This is a genomic window from Branchiibius sp. NY16-3462-2 (genome assembly GCF_001594145.1).
GTDB lineage: Bacteria > Actinomycetota > Actinomycetes > Actinomycetales > Dermatophilaceae > Branchiibius.
The window spans coordinates 109,198-129,503 of sequence record NZ_LVCF01000040.1; the positions used below are offsets into that span (position 1 = coordinate 109,198).

Consider the following 20,306-nt stretch of genomic DNA (forward strand, 5'->3'; position numbering starts at 1 on the left):
TATGGGCGAACTGTTCGGGCAGTTCGACTTCTGGGGCGCCTTCTGGATGACGATCAAGCTGACGGTGTTCGGCGCGATCGGCGCCCTCCTGATCGGCACGGTGATCGCGATCCTGCGGCTGTCCCCGGTGACGTCGCTGCGGGCGATCGGCACGTCGTACGTCACGATCTTCCGCAACACGCCGCTCACGGTGATCATCTTCGCCAGCGTCTACGTGCTCTACGTACAGTTGGGCATCTCGCTGGCGGACGACAAGGCGGCCGACTTCGTCACCCAGAACAACTTCCGCATGGGGGTCCTCGGCCTGGCCGTCTACCACGCGGCATTCGTGTGTGAGGCGCTGCGCAGTGGGGTCAACACGATCCCGCTCGGCCAGGCCGAGGCCGCCCGGTCGATCGGATTGTCGTTCAGTCAGTCCATGCGGCAGGTCATCCTGCCGCAGGCGTTCCGCGGCGCGATCACGCCGCTGGGCAACACGTTGATCGCGCTGACCAAGAACACGACGGTGGTGATCACCATCGGGGTCGTCGAATCGGCGTACGTCCTCAATGAAGTCAACGAATACGCCACGGACAAGCTCAACCTGGCGTTCGCGGTCGTCGCGGCGTTCTTCGTCATCCTGACCGTGCCGATGGGCGTGGCCACCGGCTGGCTGGCCAAGCGATGGGCGGTGCAGCGATGAGCGAGGCCAACGTTCTCTTCGATGCTCCAGGCCCCAAAGCCAGGGCGCGGTATCGGATCCTGACGGTGATCGGTGCCGTCCTGGCCCTGGCCATCGCGGTCCTGATCATCCGGACACTCGCGGACAAGGGGCAGTTCGAGGCCGCCAAGTGGAAGCCGTTCCTGACCGCCGAACTCTGGGACGCCTACCTGCTGCCGGGCCTGCTCGGCACGCTCAAGGCGGCCGCCCTCGCCATCGTGATCTCCTGCGTCCTGGGACCGCTGCTGGCGCTGGCCCGCATGTCGGGGATCCGCTGGCTGCAGGCCATCGCGACGGTGTGGGTGGAGATCTTCCGTGCGATCCCGGTGCTGCTGATGATGATCTTCTTCTTCGGCGTCTACGCCTACAACGGCGTGTTCACCGCCGAGGTGAATCCGCTCGCGGCCACGGTCACCGGTCTGGTGCTCTACAACAGCGCCGTGCTGTGTGAGGTGTTGCGCTCGGGAGTCGACCAACTCCCCCGCGGCCAACGCGAGGCCGGACTGTCGATCGGTCTGAGCGAGGGCCAGGCGCTGCGCACGATCCTGCTGCCGCAGGCGGTGACAGCGATGCTGCCGACACTGGTGAGTCAGCTGGTTGTGATCTTGAAGGACACCGCACTGGGCTACAACATCACCTATCTGGAACTGCTGAACGCCGGCAACACAGCCGCGAGCAACTACAGCAACCTGGTGCCGATGATCTTCGTGATCGCGCTGATCTTCATCCTGATCAACTACTCCCTGACCAAACTGGCTGAGTATCTCGAACGTCGGTTGAAGCGTCGTGGGCACACGGCCGGCGCTCCCACCGCTGAGGGCGCGGTCGCCGAGCCCACCTGAGGCGGGGCTCTCGTTGACGATGCCCGCGCGACCGACAAGTGTGTGACGTGCATCACGCAGTGTTCCTCGGGGGTCACATCAAGGAGAGAGCCAGATGACAAGCAACAGAGCCGTTGCCTACAAAGGTCCGGGCGTCGTCGAAGTGGTCGACACGCCGTACCCCGAGTTCGAACTGAAAGACGGACCCGGCGTCAATCCCGCCAACGTGGGTCGCAAGGTCCGTCACGGTGCCATCCTGCGCACCGTCTCGACCAACATCTGCGGATCGGACCAGCACATGGTGCGGGGGCGCACCACCGCTCCGGAGGGCCTGATCCTGGGCCACGAGATCACCGGGGAGGTCATCGAGGTCGGACCGGACGTGGAGTTCATCAAGAAGGGCGACATCTGCTCGGTGCCGTTCAACATCGCCTGCGGACGCTGCCGCAACTGCAAGGAGGGCAAGACCGGCATCTGCCTGAACGTCAACCCCGACCGGCCGGGCAGCGCCTACGGCTACGTGGACATGGGCGGCTGGGTCGGCGGGCAGGCCGAATACGTGCTGGTGCCGTACGCCGATTGGAACCTTCTGAAGTTCCCTGACCGGGACCAGGCGCTGGAAAAGATCCTCGACCTCACGATGCTGTCCGACATCTTCCCCACCGGCTACCACGGAGCGGTCACCGCCGGTGTCGGACCGGGCTCGACGGTGTACATCGCCGGAGCCGGCCCGGTGGGCCTGGCCGCTGCGGTCGGAGCGCAACTGCTCGGTGCCGCGGTCGTGATCGTCGGCGACCTGAACGAGGACCGCCTGGCCCAGGCTCGCTCGTTCGGGTGCGAAACGGTCGATGTGTCCAAGGGCGACCCCAAGGACCAGATCGAGCAGATCCTCGGCGTCCCGGAGGTCGACGCCGGCGTGGACGCGGTCGGTTTCGAGGCTCGCGGGCACGGTGGGGACGCCTCCCACGAGGCACCGGCGACCGTGCTGAACTCCCTGATGGACCTGACCGCCGCCGGTGGCGCGCTGGGTATCCCCGGCCTGTATGTGACCGGTGACCCCGGTGGTATCGACGAGGCCGCGCAGGTCGGGTCGCTGTCGTTGCGGCTCGGCCTGGGCTGGGCGAAGTCGTTGTCCTTCACGACCGGTCAGTGCCCGGTGATGAAGTACAACCGGCAGTTGATGCAGGCGATCCTGCACGACAAGGTGCACATCGCCAAGGCGGTCAACGCGACACCGATCAGCCTGGAAGACGCACCGAAGGGCTACGCCGAGTTCGACTCCGGCGCCGCCAAGAAGTACGTCCTGAACCCGAACGACTACATCAAGACCGCCTGAGCGATCAGGACAACGAAGGGTCCGACCAGTTGGTCGGGCCCTTCGTGCTGTGCTCCCCCGGTTGCACGACATTGGTCAAACGCTCGTGGCGGCGCTGGCCCGTACGATGGGGTATGCCCAATACCCGGCCGGGTAGCGCCCGGCTGACCAACGGTGGCCGCCGATGACTCTGCTCCTCGGCCTGCTCAGTGTCCTCCTGCTGACCCTGGCCACCGCCTACTTCGTACTTCAGGAGTTCGCCTACGTGGCGGTGGACCGCGGCGGGCTCGCCCAGTTGGCCGACGAGGGCGACGCCGCGGCCAGCCGTGCCTTGCAGGTCACGAGCCGGCTGTCCTTCACGCTGTCCGGCGCGCAACTGGGCATCACCGTCACTGCGCTGCTGGTCGGTTACGTGTCCGAGCCCTACCTGGGTGCTGGCCTGGCCGAGTTGCTTACTGGTGTCACCGGCATCCCGGCGGCCTTGTCGTTGTCCATCTCGGTCGTGCTCGCGCTCATCCTGAGCACGGTGATCCAGATGGTCATCGGCGAACTCGCGCCCAAGAACTACGCCATCGCTCGTCCGGTGGATCTGGCGCGGGCGCTGTCCCGGTCCACCCTGATCTACCTTGCCGCCGCGGGTCCGGTCATCCGCCTGTTCGACAGCGCCAGCACCCGGTTGCTGCGCGCGGTCGGCATCGAACCGGTCGAGGAACTGCCGCAGGGAGCGACCCCCGAGGACCTGCGGCACATCATCGACGAGTCGCAGGCGGGCGGCCTGCTGGACCGGGACCTGTCCGAGTTGCTCGACCGCGGCCTGGAGTTCCGGGAGCGTACGGCGGATGAGGTCATGACGCCACGCGTCGACGTGGTCCTGGTGGCGGCCGCCGACACGATCGCAGAAGTGGTCCACCGGATGGGCTCGGGCCACTCCCGGTTCCCGGTCGTGGATGAGTCTGTTGACGACGTCCTGGGCGTGATCGGCATCCACCAGGTCCTGGCGGTGCCCGTCGCTGAGCGTGCCACCCGGCATGCCCGCGAAGTCGCCATCGAAGTGGTCCGGGTGCCGGACAGTCTGCCGGTCCCGGAGGTCCTCGAGCGGCTGCGGGCCGCGCATCAGCAACTAGCGGTGGTGATCGACGAGTACGGCGGCTTCGCCGGCATCGTCAGCCTCGAGGACATCGTCGAAGAAGTGGTCGGCGACATCGAGGATGAAAGCGACAGGGGGTTGCGCGGGCCGCGCACCCCCGTCGCGCGTGGGTGGCGGATGTCGGCGCGGCTGCGCCTGGATGAGGTCGAGGACGAAACCGGCGTCGCGCTGCCCGAGTCCGAGCACTACGACACCGTGAGCGGTCTGGTGCTGGCGCGTCTGGGACGTACGGCGACCGCGGGCGACGAGGTAATCCTCGAGTGGCGCCCGGACCAGGAATCGGCCGTGCGACACGTGTCGCTCGTGGTCGAGGAGGCGCGACGGCACGTGCCCCGGATCATCCGGTTGACCGACCTGGGTCCGATCGAGCAGGAGGTGAATCGATGAGCATCCCGGTAGCACTAGGCATTTCACTGCTGCTGCTGGTGGCCAACGCGTTCTTCGTCGCTGCGGAGTTTGCGGTCATTGCCGCTAAACAGTCCCGCCTGCAGACCCGCGCGGAAGCCGGCAGTTCCGCGGCCAAGGCGGCGCTGGCGAACTCCCGGGAGCTCAGCCTGATGCTGGCCAGTGCGCAGTTGGGCATCACCATCTGCACTCTTGGGCTGGGTGCGTTGGCCAAGCCGGCGGTGAAAGACCTTCTGGCGCCGCTGTTCTCAGGGGTTGGTGTGCCGGACAGCGTCGCGTCCGCGATCTCCCTCCTGTTGGCCGTAGCCGTGGTGGTCTTCTTGCACATGGTCGTCGGGGAGATGGCGCCGAAGTCGTGGGCGATCTCCCATCCCGAGCAGTCCGCTCTGCTCCTGGCCCGGCCGTTCCGCTGGTTCACGAACTCGTTCCGATGGGCGCTGCGGGGGTTGAACGCCGCGGCCAACGCTCTGGTGCGGCTGGCCGGTGTCGATCCGGTGGACTCGGTCGGAAATGCCCAGGGGCCGGTCGAATTGCAGCGGCTGATCTCGAAGTCGCGCGAGCACGGTTCACTCGAAGAGGGTCAGCACAGCTTGTTGGCTGGTGCGCTGCGCCTTGAGCACGAGACGCTGCGTGACGTGATGGTGCCGTGGGATCAGGTGGTCACGGTTCCGCTGTCCGGATCGGCCGGCGACGCGGAGCGGATCAGCAGCGACACCGGCCGCTCCCGGCTGGTCGTCCTCGACCATGGTGCCGCCGCCGGTCTGGTGCACATCCGCGAGGTCCTGGTCACTGGTGACCCGGTGCGGGAGGTCGTGCACCCCATCGAGACCATCGACGCCGACCAGCACCTGATCGACGCGCTCACCGAAATGCGTGCGCGACGAGCTCATCTCGCGCTCGTCAGTTCCGATGGCGCCATCGTGGGGATCGCCGCGCTGGAGGATCTGGTCGAGGAAGTCGTCGGCCGGTTCGACGATGAAAGCGACCGCGTGGCCTCGTAGTCGCCACAGCCGATGACCCTGCGAGAACGATCGAGTACTGCTTCAGCAGGATCCCGCCCGGCCCTACGGTAGTTACGTGGCCCAAAACGTGCTCTTGAAGATCAGCTACCCAGCCGAGTTCCACTCGCAGACAGCGGTCGAGGCGGCGTTGCTGCTCCGTGCCCAATTCGCCACAGCCGGTCGGAGCACCGGTGAGCCCGAATTCGTCGACCTCGTGGTGCGTGAGGGAAAGTGAGCCTGCGCGAGCTGGCCGATCGGCGTACGGGCACGGTGGTCCCTGGTGCGTTCAACGCGCTGTCGGCGGCGGTCATCGCCGACCTAGGGTTCGATGCCATCTACGTCTCCGGGGCAGGCGTCACGAACATGTCGCTGGGGCTGCCTGACCAGGGGTTCATGGGGTTGGCGGACATCGCGGAACACACGGCCTGGATCCGCGACGTCGTCGACCTTCCGTTGATCGTCGACGCCGACACCGGCTTCGGCAACGCACTGAACGTGCGACACACGGTGCGCACGCTCGAGCGAGCGGGCGCCAACGCCATACAGCTGGAAGATCAGGTCAGCCCCAAACGGTGTGGTCACTTCGACGGCAAGTCGGTCATCCCGACGCAGGAGGCGGTGCAGAAGATCCGCGCGGCGGCCGACGCCCGGATCAGCGAGGAGCTGCTGATCGTCGCGCGCACCGATGCGGCAGCAGTCGAGGGGTTCGACGGTGCCGTAGACCGTGCGGGCCGCTATGCCGAGGCGGGGGCGGACATCCTCTTCGTCGAGGCAATCACGGACCGGGACCAGTTGCTCACCCTGCCGTCGCTGATCGACCGGCCGCTCATCGCCAACCTGGTCATCGGCGGCAAGACCCCGCTGGTGTCAGCGCAGGACCTGGCACAGGCCGGATACGGAATCGTGCTCTACGCGAATGCGGCGCTGCAAGGTGCCGTCCACGGGATGCAGCGCGCGCTGACCGCACTGCGGGACAACGGAATCGTGACCGAGGAGGACGACCTGGTGGTGCCGTTCGCGGAGCGGCAGCGCCTGGTGGGCAAACCCCATTGGGACGCCTTGGACGACAAGTACAGCAGCTGAGCCACTTCCGGCTTCCGATCCAGATCCGTCCGCGCCTCATTAAGGATCGACCAGTTCATCACGTGGTTGAGGGCTGGTGGAATCGTTGCGCAAAGCGGGACGTGAACAAGTCCCGGCCCTTGCGGTCGATGACTACGTGCACCGGCGCGAGGATCGGCGCGCCGTCGGGGCCGGGGATCTGGCCGACGCCGCCGGTGGAACCCAGCGGCAGGAAGATTCGGCGCGTGTCCGCGGTGACCGGTGTATAGGTGTGGTCGCCGGGTTTGCCGTGAAGCTGAGCTGTGAGGTTCTCGACGACGACGCCGGCCTGGGTTTGCGCCCAGGTCGCCATCTTCGGGTCGGGGAGGTTCGTGATGTCTCCGACGGCGTAGATGTTGTCGTAACCCACCACGGTGAGGGTGTCGGTGACGGGCACCATGCCGTGATCGAGGGTGATCAGGTGGCCGTCCTCGAGGTAGCTGGTGTTCACGCGGGAGCCGAAGCTGCGGAACCAGATGTCGGCGCTGATCTCCTGGCCGCTGTCCGTAGTGACCGTGAACTCGCCGGTCTCGCCCTCCGGAGTCGGGGGCAATCCGTCGAGCTTGGTGCCCAGGCGTACGTCGATGTTCAGGGCCGCAAGCTGCTGGCTGAGTTCCTCACGGACCTCGGGGAGGAATCCGCTCAGCAGCTCGTGGCCGGGATCGACGATCGTGATGTGTTTATGGGGCCAGACTTCGCGGATCTCGCCGGCCAGTTCCAGACCAACCGGACCGGCCCCGAGGATCAGGACCCGGCCTGCCGCCTGAAGTTCTTCATTCGTGTGCTGAAGATCCTCCAGCGCCTCGGCGGCGCCCGAGTCGTGCTTCCGCGGGCGCGCCGGATACGCGTACGTCGATCCGGTGGCGAGGACGATGTAGTCGGCATCGAGGCGCGCGCCGCTGGTCAGCAGTACACCGTCGGCATCCACAGAAGCGGCGAAGTCCCGCACGTGCGTGCCGTTGGAGAGCAATGACGCATACGGGAAAAACGCGTTGGGTGCCCAGTCGGGGCGGGGCGGCGCTCGAAGCGACGCGGAGACGTTGACGAAGGCGTCCCGGGGATCGATGAGGACCACCTCAGCAACGGGGTCGAGTGCTTCGGCGATGAGGGTGCCGGCGAAGCCGCCGCCGACGATGGCGATCGTGTTTGTCACGCTGAGTCCTTCTCCATATGCTTGTTCGGGTCCCGAACCTAGCAGTTCGGGACCCGAACAAGCAAGGAGAGCACGGTGGATTCGAAGGGCGGCCGCGTCCACATCGTCACTGCGTTGGTGAGAGTGGCGTTTCTGGTGAACGCGGCCTACGCAGAATCAGGGCGCGAATACGGCGTCACACCCCAGCAGGGGCAGCTGTTGTGTCTCCTGCGCCCGAAGTCGTACGGGATGGGAGAGCTTCGCACCAAGCTCGGCCTCGCGAAGTCGACCACGACAGGGCTGGTCGAAGTGCTCGAACGCGACGGCCTCGTGCAGCGCCAAGCCGGGTGGCCCACGCCGCAGTCCGTCCAGGTCAGCCTGACGGAGGCGGGGCGGACCCTCGCGGACAGGTTCTACCACGCAACGCACGACCGTGTGGCCGAGCTGCTCGAACCGCTCGGCCCCGACCGCCGCGACGCGCTCGAAGCCATCATGGAAGACGTCGTCCGGCGCGACGATGTCTCCATGATCTTTCCCGACAGCCCCGCAGCAGGCTGAACGACTGGCAGGCTGCGTCAAAAGGCCCGTGACCTGCGTTTTCGCAGATCACGGGCCTTTTGGGAAGCTCCCCCGGTTGGACTCGAACCAACAACCTGCCGGTTAACAGCCGGCTGCTCTGCCAATTGAGCTACAGGGGATCATGCTGCCGTGGCAGCCCCGCAACCTTAGCAAAAACCCCCGCGGATCCTAAAACCGAATCGGCTTACAGACCGACCTCGTCGCGCAGGCCCGCGCTGACCCGTTCGATGGCTGCTCCGACCGCAGGATCCGAGGTGTCGACGCGCCTGCCGAGCACCGTCTGGAGGAACAGTTCCCCGGTCGCCAGGTCTCGACGTACGACGACCCGACCCATGCCGTTCGGGCCGCTCAGTCCCAGCGGTTCGGAGCGCACGACGCTGGCCTGCACCCGCTCGTGGAAGGTCTCGGCAACCATCCCGGTCTGGTCGCGGAAGGTCCACTGACCCGGCCGGGATCCGTCCACCCAGGTGACCGACAGCGTCCAGGCGTCCGGCGACCAGGCCCCGGCGTCGACCTCGTGCCACGGTCGGCGCAGCACCTGCGCCTGCGGCGTGGCGACGACCAGATGAGTGGTCGTGACGGCGACGTAAGCCCCGGTGTTGTCGTCCTGTCCCTGCGCGAGCACCCGCTCCTTACGCTCCAACCCCAGGTTGGCCCGCACCTCGGCCGGCAACTCGATGACCTTGCCCTTGCGGCGCCACTTCACGGCTCGGCCCGTTCCTTGAGTGCGGACAACTCCTGCTGCAACGCCGCCAGACGTACGGCGATCGCCCGGCTGGCGCTCGGATCCTCAGTGCGTCGTAGCCGGCTCATCGCTTCGTCGATCTGGCGCTTCAAGGAGGCTTCGTGCAGCCCGATCACCAGGGACTGCACGTAACGCCAATCGGGTTCGCCGTTGGTGCCCAACCGGATCGGCAGCGGTGCGACCGCCAGGTCGGCGACCAACGGCTGCAGGTGCGGCGCCCGGTCGATCACCGACTGCACCCATGCTGCACCCGACAAACCCGTGGGATCGCCGGCCGCGCCCCACACCATCGCGTGGGCTGGCGCTGCGAAATCCTGCGGCCCGACCTCAGCCCGCTGCTCCACCGTCAGTACCGCCGGGAACTGCAGAAGCACTTGCAGCAGTTGGCGTTCCAGCTGCACGGCCGGATTCCGCAGATCGGGTGCCGGAGTGCCTGGCGCCTGGGCAACCTCCTCCGGCGGTGGCTCGCTCGCGGGTTCTGCCGCTGACTGCCGACTGGCGATCCGTCCGGCTTTGGTCACCTCAGCGGCCAACGGTTCGATGTCGACACCCAGCCAGCCGGCGGCGGCGCGGACGTACTCCGGCCGCAGTGCCGCATCGCGGATCCCGGCGAGGATCGGTGCGACGGCGCGCATCGCCGCCACCCGGTCCTGGGCGGCGGACAGATCGAACCGGGCGATCGTCGTACGCACAGCGAACTCGAACAGCGGCACCGCATCCTCGACCAGCCCGCGCACCGCGCCGTCGCCAGCGGACAGGCGCAACTCGCACGGGTCCTGACCTTCGGGCGCGACCGCCACGTAGGACTGCGCCGCCCACTGCTGGTCCAACTCGAAGGCCTTCATCGCGGCCTTCTGACCGGCCGCGTCCCCGTCGAAGGTGAAGATGATCCGCGCGGGCGCCTGGTCGGCCTCGTCGCGCACGATCCGCCGCAGCGTCTTGAGGTGATCGGCCCCGAACGCCGTGCCACACGTTGCGACCGCCTGCTCGACACCGGCGAGATGGCACGCCATCACGTCGGTGTAGCCCTCGACGATGACCGCCCGCCGGGTCGACGCCATCGACTTCTTGGCCAGGTCCAGCCCGTAGAGCACGGTCGCCTTCTTGTAGATCGGCGTCTCAGCGGTGTTCAGGTACTTGGCCTGGATCCGGTCGTCGTCGAAGATCTTGCGCGCGCCGAATCCGATCGTGTCGCCCGTCGTGTCCCGGATCGGCCACATCAACCGGCCGCGGAACCGGTCGTAGAGGCCGCGCCCCTGCGAGGCCAGGCCCGCGGTCGTGAGCTCCTCCTCGGTGAACCCGCGGCGGCGCAGGTCGCGCACCAGCGCCGAGCCGTCCCGCGGAGAGAAGCCGACGCCGAACGGTGCGCACGCGGCCGCGTCGAATCCGCGCGACAGCAGGAAGTCGCGGGCCGGTTGGGCTTCGGGTGACCGCAGCGCCGCGATGTAGAACTCCGCCGCCGCCCGGTGCGCCTCGACCAGCCGGATGCGCCGGATCCCACCGGTCTCCTCGCGCGCGCCACCCTCTTCGTACCGCAGGATGATGTTGGCCTTGGCCGCCAGCCGCTCGACCGACTCACTGAACGACAGGTGGTCCATCTCCTGCACGAAGGTGATGACGTCGCCGCTCTTGCCGCAGCCGAAACAGTGGTAGTAGCCGTTCTGCGGCCGCACGTTGAACGACGGCGACTTCTCGTCGTGGAAAGGGCACAGACCCTTCAGGGAGCCACTGCCGGCGGGCCGCAGCGTGACGTGCTCGCTCACCACACTCTCCAGGGAGGTGCGCTCTTTGACGAGCTCGATGTCCTCGGCTCGGATCCGCCCCGGCACCGCCTCAGTCTAGGTCAGCGCCGTCGTCCGGGCCGACCGGCTGTGGACGAACCAGCCGCGCGGGGTGCAAGACCTCCACGACCGCCGCCGCCGGACCGGTGCGGGCCGATTCCCACCCGGTGCCCGCCCACAGCGAGAGCCACTGGTAGTTCCCGTCGGCCGCGGCGGCCGCGCGTATCGGCTTGGTGATCTGGTCAACGACCGGGTAGACCGGCGGCGCGAACTCATCGAACTGCTCGATGAATTCATTACGTACGCCGCGTGCGGGCCGGCCGCTGAACGCCCGGGTGACCACGGACCGGGTGAGAGCCCTGTCGGTCAGGCCCTCTCGTGCAGCGGCCGATGTCCCTGCCTCGTCGGTCAGCAGGAACGCAGTGCCGCACTGCACCGCAACGGCACCGGACTGCAGGGCGAACTCGACCTGCGCGCGCGTCATGATCCCGCCGCACACAATCAACGGCAGGGCGGCGACGCTGCGGCACCGGCGCAGCAGTTCGGTCCACGAGTCCTCGTTGGGGATGGCGGCCGCATCGTGCGTGCTGCGGTGACCGCCTGCCGCGACGCCCTGGATGCACAGCGCGTCGGCACCAGCCCGGGCCGCAGCCAGCGCCTCGTCGGGGTCGGTCACGGTGATCACGACCTCCGTGCCACACCCGTGCAACGCCTCGATCACGTGCTCGGGCGGCAACCCGAAGGTGAAGGAGACAACGGGCACCGGGTCATCCAGCAGCAAGGTGACCTTGTCCTCGAAGTGGTCCCGGTCGTGCCAGTCGACGCGACCCAGCTTCGCGCCCAGGCGACGGGCTCCGAACCGCAACTGATCGGCGTACTCCTGGACTGCGGCCAGGTCACGGTCACGGTCCAAGTCAGCCGGGACGAACAGATTGACCCCGAAGGCCGCGTCGGTCAGGTCGCGGGTCTGCTCTATCCGCTCGACCAGCTGGTCCGGGCTCAGGTAGCCGCCGGCGAGGAAACCGAGCCCGCCCACATCGCCGACAGCGGCGACGAGTTCCGGTGTCGATGGGCCGCCGGCCATGGGTGCGGCGACGATCGGTCGTCCGAGGGTCCGCAGCAGTGAGGTCACAACCACTCCCCCGCCAACAGATGCGCTCGTACGTCGGTGAGTGAGGCCACCTGGTCGACGATCACCCGCAGCGCTTCGCCATCGCTGTTTGCACTCGAAAAGGCTTCTGCCTGCATCGGATCCAGGCGGGCCGGATCCTTCTCGTATGCCTCGACCAACCCGGCCACGATCTCCTGCTGTTTGCTCAACAGGGCGGCCCGCACATCCGAAAGCATCACGAAGAGTAGGGCAGTCGTCTTCAACATCGCGCACTCGGCCCGCACCAGATCGGGCACGACGACGTTCGCGTCGTACCGCGTGAGTTGACCCTGGCCGTAGGTCTCGCGGGTGGCCGCGACCGCCGACCCGACGAAGTGCCCGATCAACCGGCTGGTCATGTCCTTCAACCGCGCCTGGGACGACCGTGTCCCGTCGTAGGACGCTGGGATCACTCCACTGGCCAGCAGCTGACTCCAACCCTCGCGCAACACCTCGCCGGGTAGGTCCGGCGCGTAGTGCTGTTGGGCCATCGGGACCAACTGATCGACCAGCCCGGGATCGCGCAGCGCCACCAGGTCGATGTGCTCCGCAGCGACACCGTCCTCCACGTCGTGGACGGAGTAGGCCACGTCGTCCGACCAGTCCATCACCTGCGCTTCGAGCGAAGCGCGGCCGATCGGCGCGAGGCTGCGCACCCAGTCGAAGACATCGCGATCGTCCTCATAGACACCGAACTTGGCTGCACCCGAGGGATTCTCACCGATCCCCCATGGGTACTTGGTGGCCGCGTCCAGACTCGCGCGCGTCAGGTTCAGCCCCACACTGCGCCCATCCGGCAGGCTCCGTTTGGGCTCCAACCGGGTCAGGATCCGCAACGTCTGGGCGTTCCCCTCGAACCCACCGATATCCGCAGCCAGCCGGGCGAGAGCGTCCTCCCCGTTGTGCCCGAACGGCGGGTGACCCAGATCGTGCGCCAGACACGCGGTGTCGACGACGTCGCCGTTGCAACCGAGGGCCGCCCCGAACTCGCGCCCGATCTGAGCGACCTCCAATGAATGGGTCAACCGGTTGCGGATGAAATCATCGCTACCGGGTTGCAGCACTTGGGTTTTCGCTGCCAACCGGCGTAATGCGGCCGAGTGCAGTACGCGCGCCCGGTCGCGGGCGAAGTCGTCCCGGTCGCCGCTCTTCTGAGCCGGGTCCTCGCCGAGGAAGCGCTCGCGGTCGGCGGGCAGGTACCCGCTCATACGGCCCGCCGGAAGATGGGTCGGACCGCCGCCTCGTGATAGCCGCCGTCAAGAAGGCCCGCGCCCCGTTCGAACACGTTGCGCGAGGCCACATCACCGGTCCGCAACCACGACCACCCACTGGCCAACACGTAGAGGGGCAGGTACAGCAGGCCGCCGCACACGGCGTACTGCGTTGTGTGTTTCTCCTCGTGCACCAGCAGTTGTGGCCGGTACTCGTTCAACAAATCCCAGTCGTAACGCGCCACGATCACGTTGCCCACGGTGAACGCGGGCGCCGGGGGCAGCGGCAACCGGTACCCCTGCGCCAGGATCAGACCGCGCGGCCCGCGACGCAGGGCCGCGCGGCCGGCGACGGCGACCAGCAACCCGGCCACCGTCGAGCCATTGACGACGTTGACGACTGCCCGGATGCGCTGGCCCGCGGTGAGCGGGACGCCCATCAGGCGGCGCCGTAGCGGGCCTGGGCCCGAGCCTTTGCCTTGATTGCCTCGGTCTCCCGGTCCTTCGGCGGCGCCGTGGTCACCAGGGCGTCCACCAGTTCCCGGGTGGCGGCAGCGATCACCTCGACGGCGTGGTCGTACGCCGCCTGGTTGGCTGCTGAGGGGTGGGTGGAACCACCGACCTTGCGGACGTACTGCAAAGCCGCCGCCGCGATCTCGTCATCTGTCGCGGGGGGTGCGAAGTTGTTCAGCGGGCGGATGTTGCGACACATGTGACCAGCGTTCCACATCTACACCGGGAGTTTGTCGGCTACGGCGGACTGTGCGTCCGCGATCGCCTCCTGCGCCGAGTGCGCGAACTCGCTGACGCTGTCACTGGCGGACTGCGTCAGGTCACCGATGCTGCTCTTGGCCGAATCGACCGCGTGCCCGGTGCGCCACGCCAGACCCGGCTGACCCTTCGTGTCGACCGCAGTGACGATCAGACCGCCGAAGATCGCCAGGTTTTTCAGGAACTGGGTGCGCTGGGCGCCCTGCTGGTCCTTGGGCGCCGACCAGAACGCGTGGCCGGCGATGGTGGTGGGCACCAAGGACGCCGCGAGCGCGAGGGCGCTGATCCGCGGGAACTTGCCGATAGCCAGCAGGCTGCCGGCGACCAGCTGCACGCCGCCGTTGAGACGCACCAGTTGCTCCGGGGAGCTGGGCAGCGGGTTCGACACCGCGTCCGGTGCCGCCTTGACCGCCTTCTCCAGGAACGGACCGGCCATTTGCGCCCGGCCGCCGGGGTTCTTCACCGCGTCGAAGCCGCTGAGGATGAAGATGGCGCCCTGGGCGGCGTAGGCGAGACGTCGTACGAGCATGCTGGGAACTCCTTGGTTCGGCGTTGTGTCCCCGCCACGCTATCGGGACGCTCTGTCCCGCGGGGACCTCCCAAGGCGTTGCGCGCGTTCGCTGGGCCCGGGAGACTGACCCGCGTGACCGCCGTACCCACCCCGTTGATCCAGCCGGCAGCCCTGGCCGCCTGGACGGACGAACCGCCCGTGCTGCTGGATGCGCGCTGGCAACTCGGCGGTCCGGACCAGCGTCCGGTCTACGAGCAGGGCCACCTGCCCGGCGCGGCGTACGTCGATCTGGAGACTGCGCTGGCCGGCCCACCCGGTGAGGGTGGGCGGCACCCAATGCCCTCGACCGAGGCGTTCCAGGACGCGATGCGTGCAGCGGGCGTCTCGGGCGACAGCTCGGTGGTCGTCTACGACGCGGGCAACTCCCTGGCCGCTTCCCGGTGCTGGTGGTTGTTGCGGTTCTTCGGGCACCAGGACGTGCGGGTGCTCGATGGCGGGTACGCCGCGTGGTCGGCTGCCGGGCTCCCGACCGAGACCGGCCCCTCACCCGAGCGGTCGGGTGACTTCGTCGCGTCGCCGGGCGCGGAGGTGTTGCTGACGGCCGACGACGCCGCCGAACTGGCCCGCACCGGGCTGCTGCTCGACGGCCGACCCGCGCCGCGGTTCCACGGTCGCGAAGAAACCATTGACCCGGTGGCGGGACACATTCCGGGCGCGGTGAGTGCGCCGGCGCTGGCCAACCTGACACCCGACGGCCGCTTCCTGGACGCCGATGACCTCGCGCTGCGGTTCACCGCGCTGGGCGTTGAGACGCACGAACAGGTCGGCGTCTATTGCGGATCCGGGGTGCAGGCGGCCCATCTGGCACTCGCGTTGGAAGCCAGTGGGGTGCAGTCGCCGGTCGGGGTCTACATCGGCTCCTGGTCTGACTGGATCACCGACCCGGACCGACCGGTGGAGACCTAACCGCCGGAGTTGTGTTCTTCCGCAGCAGCCACGTCGGCCTGCTGCTTCGGCGACAGGTCGCGGTTGTCCAGCCAGCCTTCAGGCAGCACGACGTGTCGCTCCGAGCCTGCGCGCCCACGCGGACCGTCGGCGGCCTCCCCCGGCCACGGTTGGTCCAGGTCGAGGGTGGCGATCAGATCGTCTAGTGCCGCAAGCGAATTGACCAGAGCCAACTGGTTGCGCAGCGAGGAGCCGACCCGGAAGCCCTTGAGGTACCACGCGATGTGCTTGCGGATGTCCCGGCAGCCCTTGATCTCATCGCCATAGAACTCCACGAGGTACGCCGCGTGCCGACGCAGCGTGTCCGTCACCTCGCGCAGGGTCGGGCTCACGCGCTCGTCGCTACCGGTGAACGCAGCGGCAAGGTCCGCGAACAGCCAGGGTCGCCCGAGGCAGCCGCGGCCGACCACGACTCCGTCGCAACCGGTTTCGGCGACCATGCGCAACGCATCGTCGGCGGACCAGATGTCGCCGTTGCCGAGCACCGGGATCGAGGTGACCGCTTCCTTCAGCCGGGCGATCGCGGACCAGTCGGCGGTACCCGAGTAGGCCTGGGACGCCGTACGCGCGTGCAGGGCAACGGAAGCCGCTCCTTCAGCCTCGGCGATCCGGCCAGCATCCAGGTAGGTGTGGTGCTCGGCGTCGATGCCGACGCGCATCTTGACCGTGACGGGGATGTCGTAGGGCGACGCCTCCCGGACGGCGGCCGCGACGATCGCGCGGAACCACTCGGTCTTCCAGGGCAGCGCCGACCCGCCACCCTTGCGCGTGACCTTGGGCACGGGACAGCCGAAGTTGAGATCGATGTGATCGCAACGGTCTTCGCTGGCCAGGATGTGCGCGGCCTTGGCGGTGGTGAGCGGGTCGGTGCTGTACAGCTGGATGGAGCGCGGCGACTCGTCCGGGTCGTGCTCGATCAGCTTCATCGTGATCGGGGTGCGCTCGACGAGGGCACGCGAGGTGATCATCTCGCTGACGTAGAGGCTGTCGGCACCGCCGGACTGCCGGCACAGCCGCCGGAACGCCCGGTTGGTGATCCCCGCCATCGGCGCGAGCACCACAGGTGTCGCGATGGTGAGGTCACGCAGGCGCAGCGGCGGCGCGACGGCAGGAGCAAGAGTCACGGGCGCGATTCTACTGAGCGATCTGCTCGCCGAGTAATGCTCGGAAGTCGGGCACCGCGTCGTAGGGCGTGCTGGCCGGTGCACCGGGCACATCGGCGATCGCCGGGCCGGTGTCGACCGACCAAGAGTTCACCCGTGCCCGCGGTGCCTCGACGGCGAGCGCCCGCGCCAACTCCGCTGCGGCCCGGTCGATCCGGCGCGCCAGCGCATCGTCGGCGAAGTCGTCGGCCGCGGCGAACACTGCGGTCGGCAGCACCTGCGCCCGCAGGTAGCTGAACAGCGGCCGCAGCGCGTACTCCGTGACCAGCGAATGCCGGGACGTGCCCGCGGTCGCGGCGATCAGCACCGGAACTTCGTGCAGCGCCTCCTTGTCGATCAGGTCGACGAAGGACTTGAACAGGCCGGAGTACGACGCGGTGAACACCGGAGTGACGGCGATCAACGCGTCCGCGCTGGCGACCGCATCCAACGCGGCGCCGAGGCGCTGGGACGGAAAGCCGGTCAGCAGGTGCGAAGTGATGTCGGTCGCGAGATCGCGGACCTCGATCACCTGCACCTCGACTCCGTCACCCGCCTGCCGCTGCACCGACGCGACGATCCGGTCGGTGAGCAGGCGGGTCGAGCTCGGCTGGGACAGCCCGGCCGTGATGGCAACGATGCGACGGCTCACTTGGTGGCCTCCTGCTCCTGACGGGCCGGCAGCACGTGCGCGTTCGGGCTGTCCTGGCCAGCCACGACCAACGAAGCGTGGGTGGGCGGGTCAGACGGCACGTGGGCGGGCCGGTGGGACTCGGCCTCCTTGCGCAGCGCAGGAACGACCTCCGAGCCCAGGATCTCGATCTGCTCCAGCACGGTCTCCATCGGCAGACCCGCGTGGTCGATCAGGAACAGCTGGCGCTGGTAGTCACCCACCTGCTCGCGGAAGCCGGCGTAGCGCTCGATGACCTGCTGCGGTGAACCCACCGTCAGCGGGGTCTCGCGGGCGAACTCCTCCAGCGACGGGCCGTACCCGTAGACCGGCGCGACGTCGAAGTAGGGGCGGAACTCCTTGACCGCGTCCTGGCTGTTCTTGCGCATGAAGACCTGACCACCCAAGCCGACGATGGCCGTGTCGGCGGGACCGTGGCCGTGGAATTCGAAGCGACGGCGGTAGAGCTGGACCATCTGCCGCGTGTGCGACATCGGCCAGAAGATGTTGTTGTGGAAGAAGCCGTCACCGTAGAACGCGGCCTGCTCGGCGATCTCCGGGCTGCGGATCGACCCGTGCCAGACGAACGGCGGCACGCCATCCAGCGGACGCGGGGTGGAGGTGAAGCCCTGCAGCGGGGTGCGGAACTTGCCCGACCAGTCCACGAAATCCTCGCGCCACAGGCGGCGCAGCAGGTGGTAGTTCTCGACGGCCAGGTTGATGCCCTCGCGGATGTCCTTGCCGAACCACGGGTAGACCGGGCCGGTGTTGCCGCGGCCCATCATCAGGTCCAGGCGGCCGTCGGCGAGGTGCTGCGCGTAGGCGTAGTCCTCGGCGATCCGCACCGGGTCGTTGGTCGTGATCAGGGTCGTCGCCGTCGACAACTGCAGGTTCGTGGTCTTGGCGGCCAGGTAGGCCAGCAGCACCGGCGGGTTGGCCGGCGCGACGAACGGCGGGTTGTGGTGCTCGCCGGTCGCGAAGACGTCGAGGCCGACCTCTTCGGCCTTCTGCGCGAGCTTGACCGTGTTCATGATCCGCTCGTGCTCGGTCGGCACGCGACCGGTCAGCGGGTCAGGAGTGATGTCACCGATGGTGAAGATTCCGAACTGCATGGTGCATGCCTTTCGCTGTAGTGATCGCCCGGCCGGCAGGTCGTTGCGATTTCAACTACTTCAACCATAGCGCGCTCCCCCGCATTCCCGTGGGCCGCGCCCCCGCTACACGGCCGTGGTCGAGACGTCACATGTTGCGGCCCGCCGACGCTTCCACCGCGATAGTCGTGGCCGACACGTCACAAATGGCTGCTCAGGGCAGCACCGCTTAGAGCCAGCCGTTGTTGTCGGCGATCTGCACTGCTTCGGCGCGGGTCCGGGCGCCCGTCTTCCCAATCGCTGACGACAGGTGGTTGCGCACCGTGCCCTCCGACAGGAAGAGCGTGCCGGCCAGGTCGGCGACCGTGCCGCCCGAGCGGGCCGTCCGCAGCACCTCGGTCTCCCGCTGGGTGAGCGGGGACTCCCCCGCGACGAGCGAGTCTGTGGCCAACGCGGGGTCCACGACGCGCAGGCCCTGGTGCACTCGGCGTACGGCGTCCGCCAACTCCCGCGCGGGCGTGTCCTTCACGACGAATCCGGCAGCGCCCGCTTGCAGCCCGCGGCGCAGGAAGCCCGGACGGCCAAAAGTCGTCACGATCAGCACCCGAACGGACGGCAGCGCCGTCCGCAGCGCGGCGGTCGCCTCGATGCCGTCCATACCGGGCATCTCGACGTCCATCAGGACCACGTCGGGAGCGGCTGACCGGGCTGCGGCCACGACCTCGTCGCCGCGACCGACCTCGCCGACCACTTGCAGGTCGGACTCCAACTCCAGCAGGGCCGCGAGCGCACCCCGCACCAGCGCCTGGTCGTCGACCAGCATCACTTTGATCACGAGGCCTCGCTCATCACCGTCGACGGCACGTGATCAGCGGCTTGCGGGGTGGCCATGACCAACTCGAATCCGTGCGGTCTCGCCGCGCGGGTGATCAGCACGGCACCGGCCGCGGCCGCACGCTCCTGCAGGCCGCGCAGGCCGTTGCCGCTTCCCGAGGCCGCCATGCCGCGTCCGTCATCGGACACTACGACGGCCTGCGAGTTGACCGTGATCCGGCAGATGGACGCGCCGCTGTGCCGGATGACGTTGGTGACGGCCTCCCGCACCGCCCACGCGAACGGTTCGCGTAGATCCTCCGGCACCTCATCGACGGTGTTCGGCAGCACGGGCTTGATCCCGGCAGCAGTCAACGACTCACGGGCACGGGCCAGTTCACCGGCCAGGGAGATCTCGCGGTATCCCTCGACCGCGCGGCGTACGTCACCCAGCGCCGTGCGCGACAACCTCTCCAGATCCGCCAGTTCGGCCTTGGCGCGATCCAGATCGACGTCGATCAGCCGGCCGGCGAGTTCCGCCTTGACCGTGATCACAGTCAGGGAGTGCCCGAGGATGTCGTGCAGGTCCCGCGCCATCCGGTTGCGCTCCTCGCGCACCCGCAGGTCGGCGTTCTCGAGCCGGCTACGCTGCAGCGCCTCCTGGCGCTGACTGGCCAGGCGACCGAAACCAACTGCGATACAACCGAATCCGAGTCCGACCAGGGTCCCTCGGTCGTACGTCCAGCCGGACACATGCGTGGACGCGAACACGTAGATGGCACCGGTGAGGATCGCTACACCGATCGCAACCGGGACGCGGAAGGTCCACATGGCGACGATTCCCACGAACGCCACCGTCGCAGAGGCAGCTTGACCCAGCGTCCAACAGGACACCACCGCCAGGATCACCAGACCGGCGTAGCGCAGCAGGTTCCCGGTGTTGGTGCGGATCGGTGGACTGTCCGGGCCGAAGGCCGCGCTGTTGCACATGAAGTGGACGACGTGCAGCACCATGAAGGCCAGGACCGCCGCGGCCCCCAACCACGCGGCGGGCTGGTCGCGGTGGTGCCACCACTGCACGTACGCGGGCACCAGCCAGAACAGCCAGATGCACGACCAGAACAACCCGACCCACCGGCCGAATCGGTCTTCGCGCACACCGACACCCCGGCGGTCGGCCGGGGTGGCGGTGTTCTTGTGCGATTGCATGAGGCC

22 protein-coding genes and 1 tRNA gene are annotated in these 20,306 nt (G+C 68.0%); 9 read left to right on the plus strand and 14 right to left on the minus strand.

Annotated features, from left to right (window positions below; genetic code table 11):
- Position 1: 1 nt before the first annotated feature.
- From AZH51_RS13950 to AZH51_RS13980, 7 genes are all read left to right on the plus strand, one after another.
- Positions 2-682: an amino acid ABC transporter permease gene (locus AZH51_RS13950; RefSeq protein WP_291525308.1), complete on the plus strand. Its 681-nt coding sequence runs from the start codon at positions 2-4 to the stop codon at positions 680-682.
- Positions 679-1,542, plus strand: coding sequence for an amino acid ABC transporter permease (locus AZH51_RS13955; protein ID WP_291525310.1), 864 nt, complete (start codon positions 679-681; stop codon positions 1,540-1,542). The genes AZH51_RS13950 and AZH51_RS13955 overlap by 4 nt, the downstream gene beginning before the upstream one ends.
- Positions 1,543-1,636: 94 nt before the next feature.
- On the plus strand, positions 1,637-2,857 hold the full coding sequence (fdhA, locus tag AZH51_RS13960; RefSeq protein WP_291525312.1) for a formaldehyde dehydrogenase, glutathione-independent: 1,221 nt from the start codon (positions 1,637-1,639) through the stop codon (positions 2,855-2,857).
- Positions 2,858-3,020: 163 nt separating this feature from the next.
- A complete protein-coding gene (locus AZH51_RS13965) occupies positions 3,021-4,370 on the plus strand; it encodes a hemolysin family protein (RefSeq protein WP_291525314.1) in 1,350 nt (449 codons plus the stop codon).
- Positions 4,367-5,389 (plus strand): hemolysin family protein, encoded by a 1,023-nt coding sequence (locus AZH51_RS13970; RefSeq protein WP_291525316.1) that lies wholly within the window; start codon positions 4,367-4,369, stop codon positions 5,387-5,389. The genes AZH51_RS13965 and AZH51_RS13970 overlap by 4 nt, the downstream gene beginning before the upstream one ends.
- Before the next feature lie 76 nt (positions 5,390-5,465).
- A complete protein-coding gene (locus AZH51_RS13975; protein ID WP_291525318.1) occupies positions 5,466-5,624 on the plus strand; it encodes a hypothetical protein in 159 nt (52 codons plus the stop codon).
- Positions 5,621-6,472 (plus strand): oxaloacetate decarboxylase, encoded by an 852-nt coding sequence (locus AZH51_RS13980; RefSeq protein WP_291525320.1) that lies wholly within the window; start codon positions 5,621-5,623, stop codon positions 6,470-6,472. Before AZH51_RS13975 ends, AZH51_RS13980 begins: the two co-directional genes overlap by 4 nt.
- A 58-nt stretch (positions 6,473-6,530) precedes the next feature.
- Here the strand turns inward: AZH51_RS13980 and AZH51_RS13985 are convergent, their stop codons facing one another.
- A complete protein-coding gene (locus AZH51_RS13985) occupies positions 6,531-7,643 on the minus strand; it encodes an FAD-dependent oxidoreductase (RefSeq protein WP_291525323.1) in 1,113 nt (370 codons plus the stop codon).
- A gap of 75 nt (positions 7,644-7,718) precedes the next feature.
- Here AZH51_RS13985 and AZH51_RS13990 point away from each other — a divergent pair, with 75 nt between their 5' ends.
- The gene (locus AZH51_RS13990; RefSeq protein WP_291525324.1) at positions 7,719-8,180 is read left to right on the plus strand and encodes a MarR family winged helix-turn-helix transcriptional regulator; all 462 of its coding nucleotides are present in this window, start codon (positions 7,719-7,721) and stop codon (positions 8,178-8,180) included.
- Positions 8,181-8,247: 67 nt separating this feature from the next.
- Here the strand turns inward: AZH51_RS13990 and AZH51_RS13995 are convergent.
- The 8 genes from AZH51_RS13995 to AZH51_RS14030 form a co-directional block, all read right to left on the minus strand.
- A tRNA-Asn gene (locus AZH51_RS13995) sits at positions 8,248-8,320 on the minus strand.
- Between the two features lie 65 nt (positions 8,321-8,385).
- On the minus strand, positions 8,386-8,907 hold the full coding sequence (locus tag AZH51_RS14000; RefSeq protein WP_291525326.1) for a hypothetical protein: 522 nt from the start codon (positions 8,905-8,907) through the stop codon (positions 8,386-8,388).
- Positions 8,904-10,775, minus strand: a complete 1,872-nt coding sequence (dnaG, locus tag AZH51_RS14005) for a DNA primase (RefSeq protein WP_291525328.1) — start codon at positions 10,773-10,775, stop codon at positions 8,904-8,906. Before dnaG ends, AZH51_RS14000 begins: the two co-directional genes overlap by 4 nt.
- A gap of 4 nt (positions 10,776-10,779) precedes the next feature.
- Positions 10,780-11,859, minus strand: coding sequence for a nitronate monooxygenase (locus AZH51_RS14010; RefSeq protein WP_291525329.1), 1,080 nt, complete (start codon positions 11,857-11,859; stop codon positions 10,780-10,782).
- Entirely contained in the window at positions 11,856-13,085 is a 1,230-nt protein-coding gene (locus AZH51_RS14015; RefSeq protein WP_291525330.1) for a deoxyguanosinetriphosphate triphosphohydrolase, read from the minus strand. Before AZH51_RS14015 ends, AZH51_RS14010 begins: the two co-directional genes overlap by 4 nt.
- Positions 13,082-13,528, minus strand: a complete 447-nt coding sequence (locus tag AZH51_RS14020; RefSeq protein WP_291525332.1) for a hypothetical protein — start codon at positions 13,526-13,528, stop codon at positions 13,082-13,084. Before AZH51_RS14020 ends, AZH51_RS14015 begins: the two co-directional genes overlap by 4 nt.
- The gene (locus tag AZH51_RS14025) at positions 13,528-13,800 is read right to left on the minus strand and encodes a DUF2277 domain-containing protein (RefSeq protein WP_291525334.1); all 273 of its coding nucleotides are present in this window, start codon (positions 13,798-13,800) and stop codon (positions 13,528-13,530) included. Before AZH51_RS14025 ends, AZH51_RS14020 begins: the two co-directional genes overlap by 1 nt.
- 18 nt (positions 13,801-13,818) lie before the next feature.
- Positions 13,819-14,388, minus strand: a complete 570-nt coding sequence (locus tag AZH51_RS14030) for a DoxX family protein (protein ID WP_291525335.1) — start codon at positions 14,386-14,388, stop codon at positions 13,819-13,821.
- Positions 14,389-14,502: 114 nt separating this feature from the next.
- Between AZH51_RS14030 and AZH51_RS14035 the strand changes: the two genes are divergently transcribed.
- Positions 14,503-15,336 (plus strand): sulfurtransferase, encoded by an 834-nt coding sequence (locus tag AZH51_RS14035; protein WP_291525337.1) that lies wholly within the window; start codon positions 14,503-14,505, stop codon positions 15,334-15,336.
- Here AZH51_RS14035 and dusB read toward each other — a convergent pair.
- The 5 genes from dusB to AZH51_RS14060 form a co-directional block, all read right to left on the minus strand.
- Entirely contained in the window at positions 15,333-16,499 is a 1,167-nt protein-coding gene (dusB, locus tag AZH51_RS14040; protein ID WP_291525339.1) for a tRNA dihydrouridine synthase DusB, read from the minus strand. The two genes, AZH51_RS14035 and dusB, sit on opposite strands and share 4 nt — an antisense overlap.
- Before the next feature lie 10 nt (positions 16,500-16,509).
- A complete protein-coding gene (locus tag AZH51_RS14045; protein WP_291525340.1) occupies positions 16,510-17,169 on the minus strand; it encodes a CE1759 family FMN reductase in 660 nt (219 codons plus the stop codon).
- Positions 17,166-18,299 (minus strand): LLM class flavin-dependent oxidoreductase, encoded by a 1,134-nt coding sequence (locus tag AZH51_RS14050; protein ID WP_291525342.1) that lies wholly within the window; start codon positions 18,297-18,299, stop codon positions 17,166-17,168. The genes AZH51_RS14045 and AZH51_RS14050 overlap by 4 nt, the downstream gene beginning before the upstream one ends.
- Before the next feature lie 208 nt (positions 18,300-18,507).
- Positions 18,508-19,113 carry a response regulator transcription factor gene (locus AZH51_RS14055; RefSeq protein WP_291525343.1) on the minus strand — a complete coding sequence of 202 codons (606 nt, stop codon included), beginning with the start codon at positions 19,111-19,113 and terminating at the stop codon, positions 18,508-18,510.
- Positions 19,110-20,300 carry a sensor histidine kinase gene (locus AZH51_RS14060; RefSeq protein ID WP_291525345.1) on the minus strand — a complete coding sequence of 397 codons (1,191 nt, stop codon included), beginning with the start codon at positions 20,298-20,300 and terminating at the stop codon, positions 19,110-19,112. The genes AZH51_RS14055 and AZH51_RS14060 overlap by 4 nt, the downstream gene beginning before the upstream one ends.
- Positions 20,301-20,306: the final 6 nt, after the last annotated feature.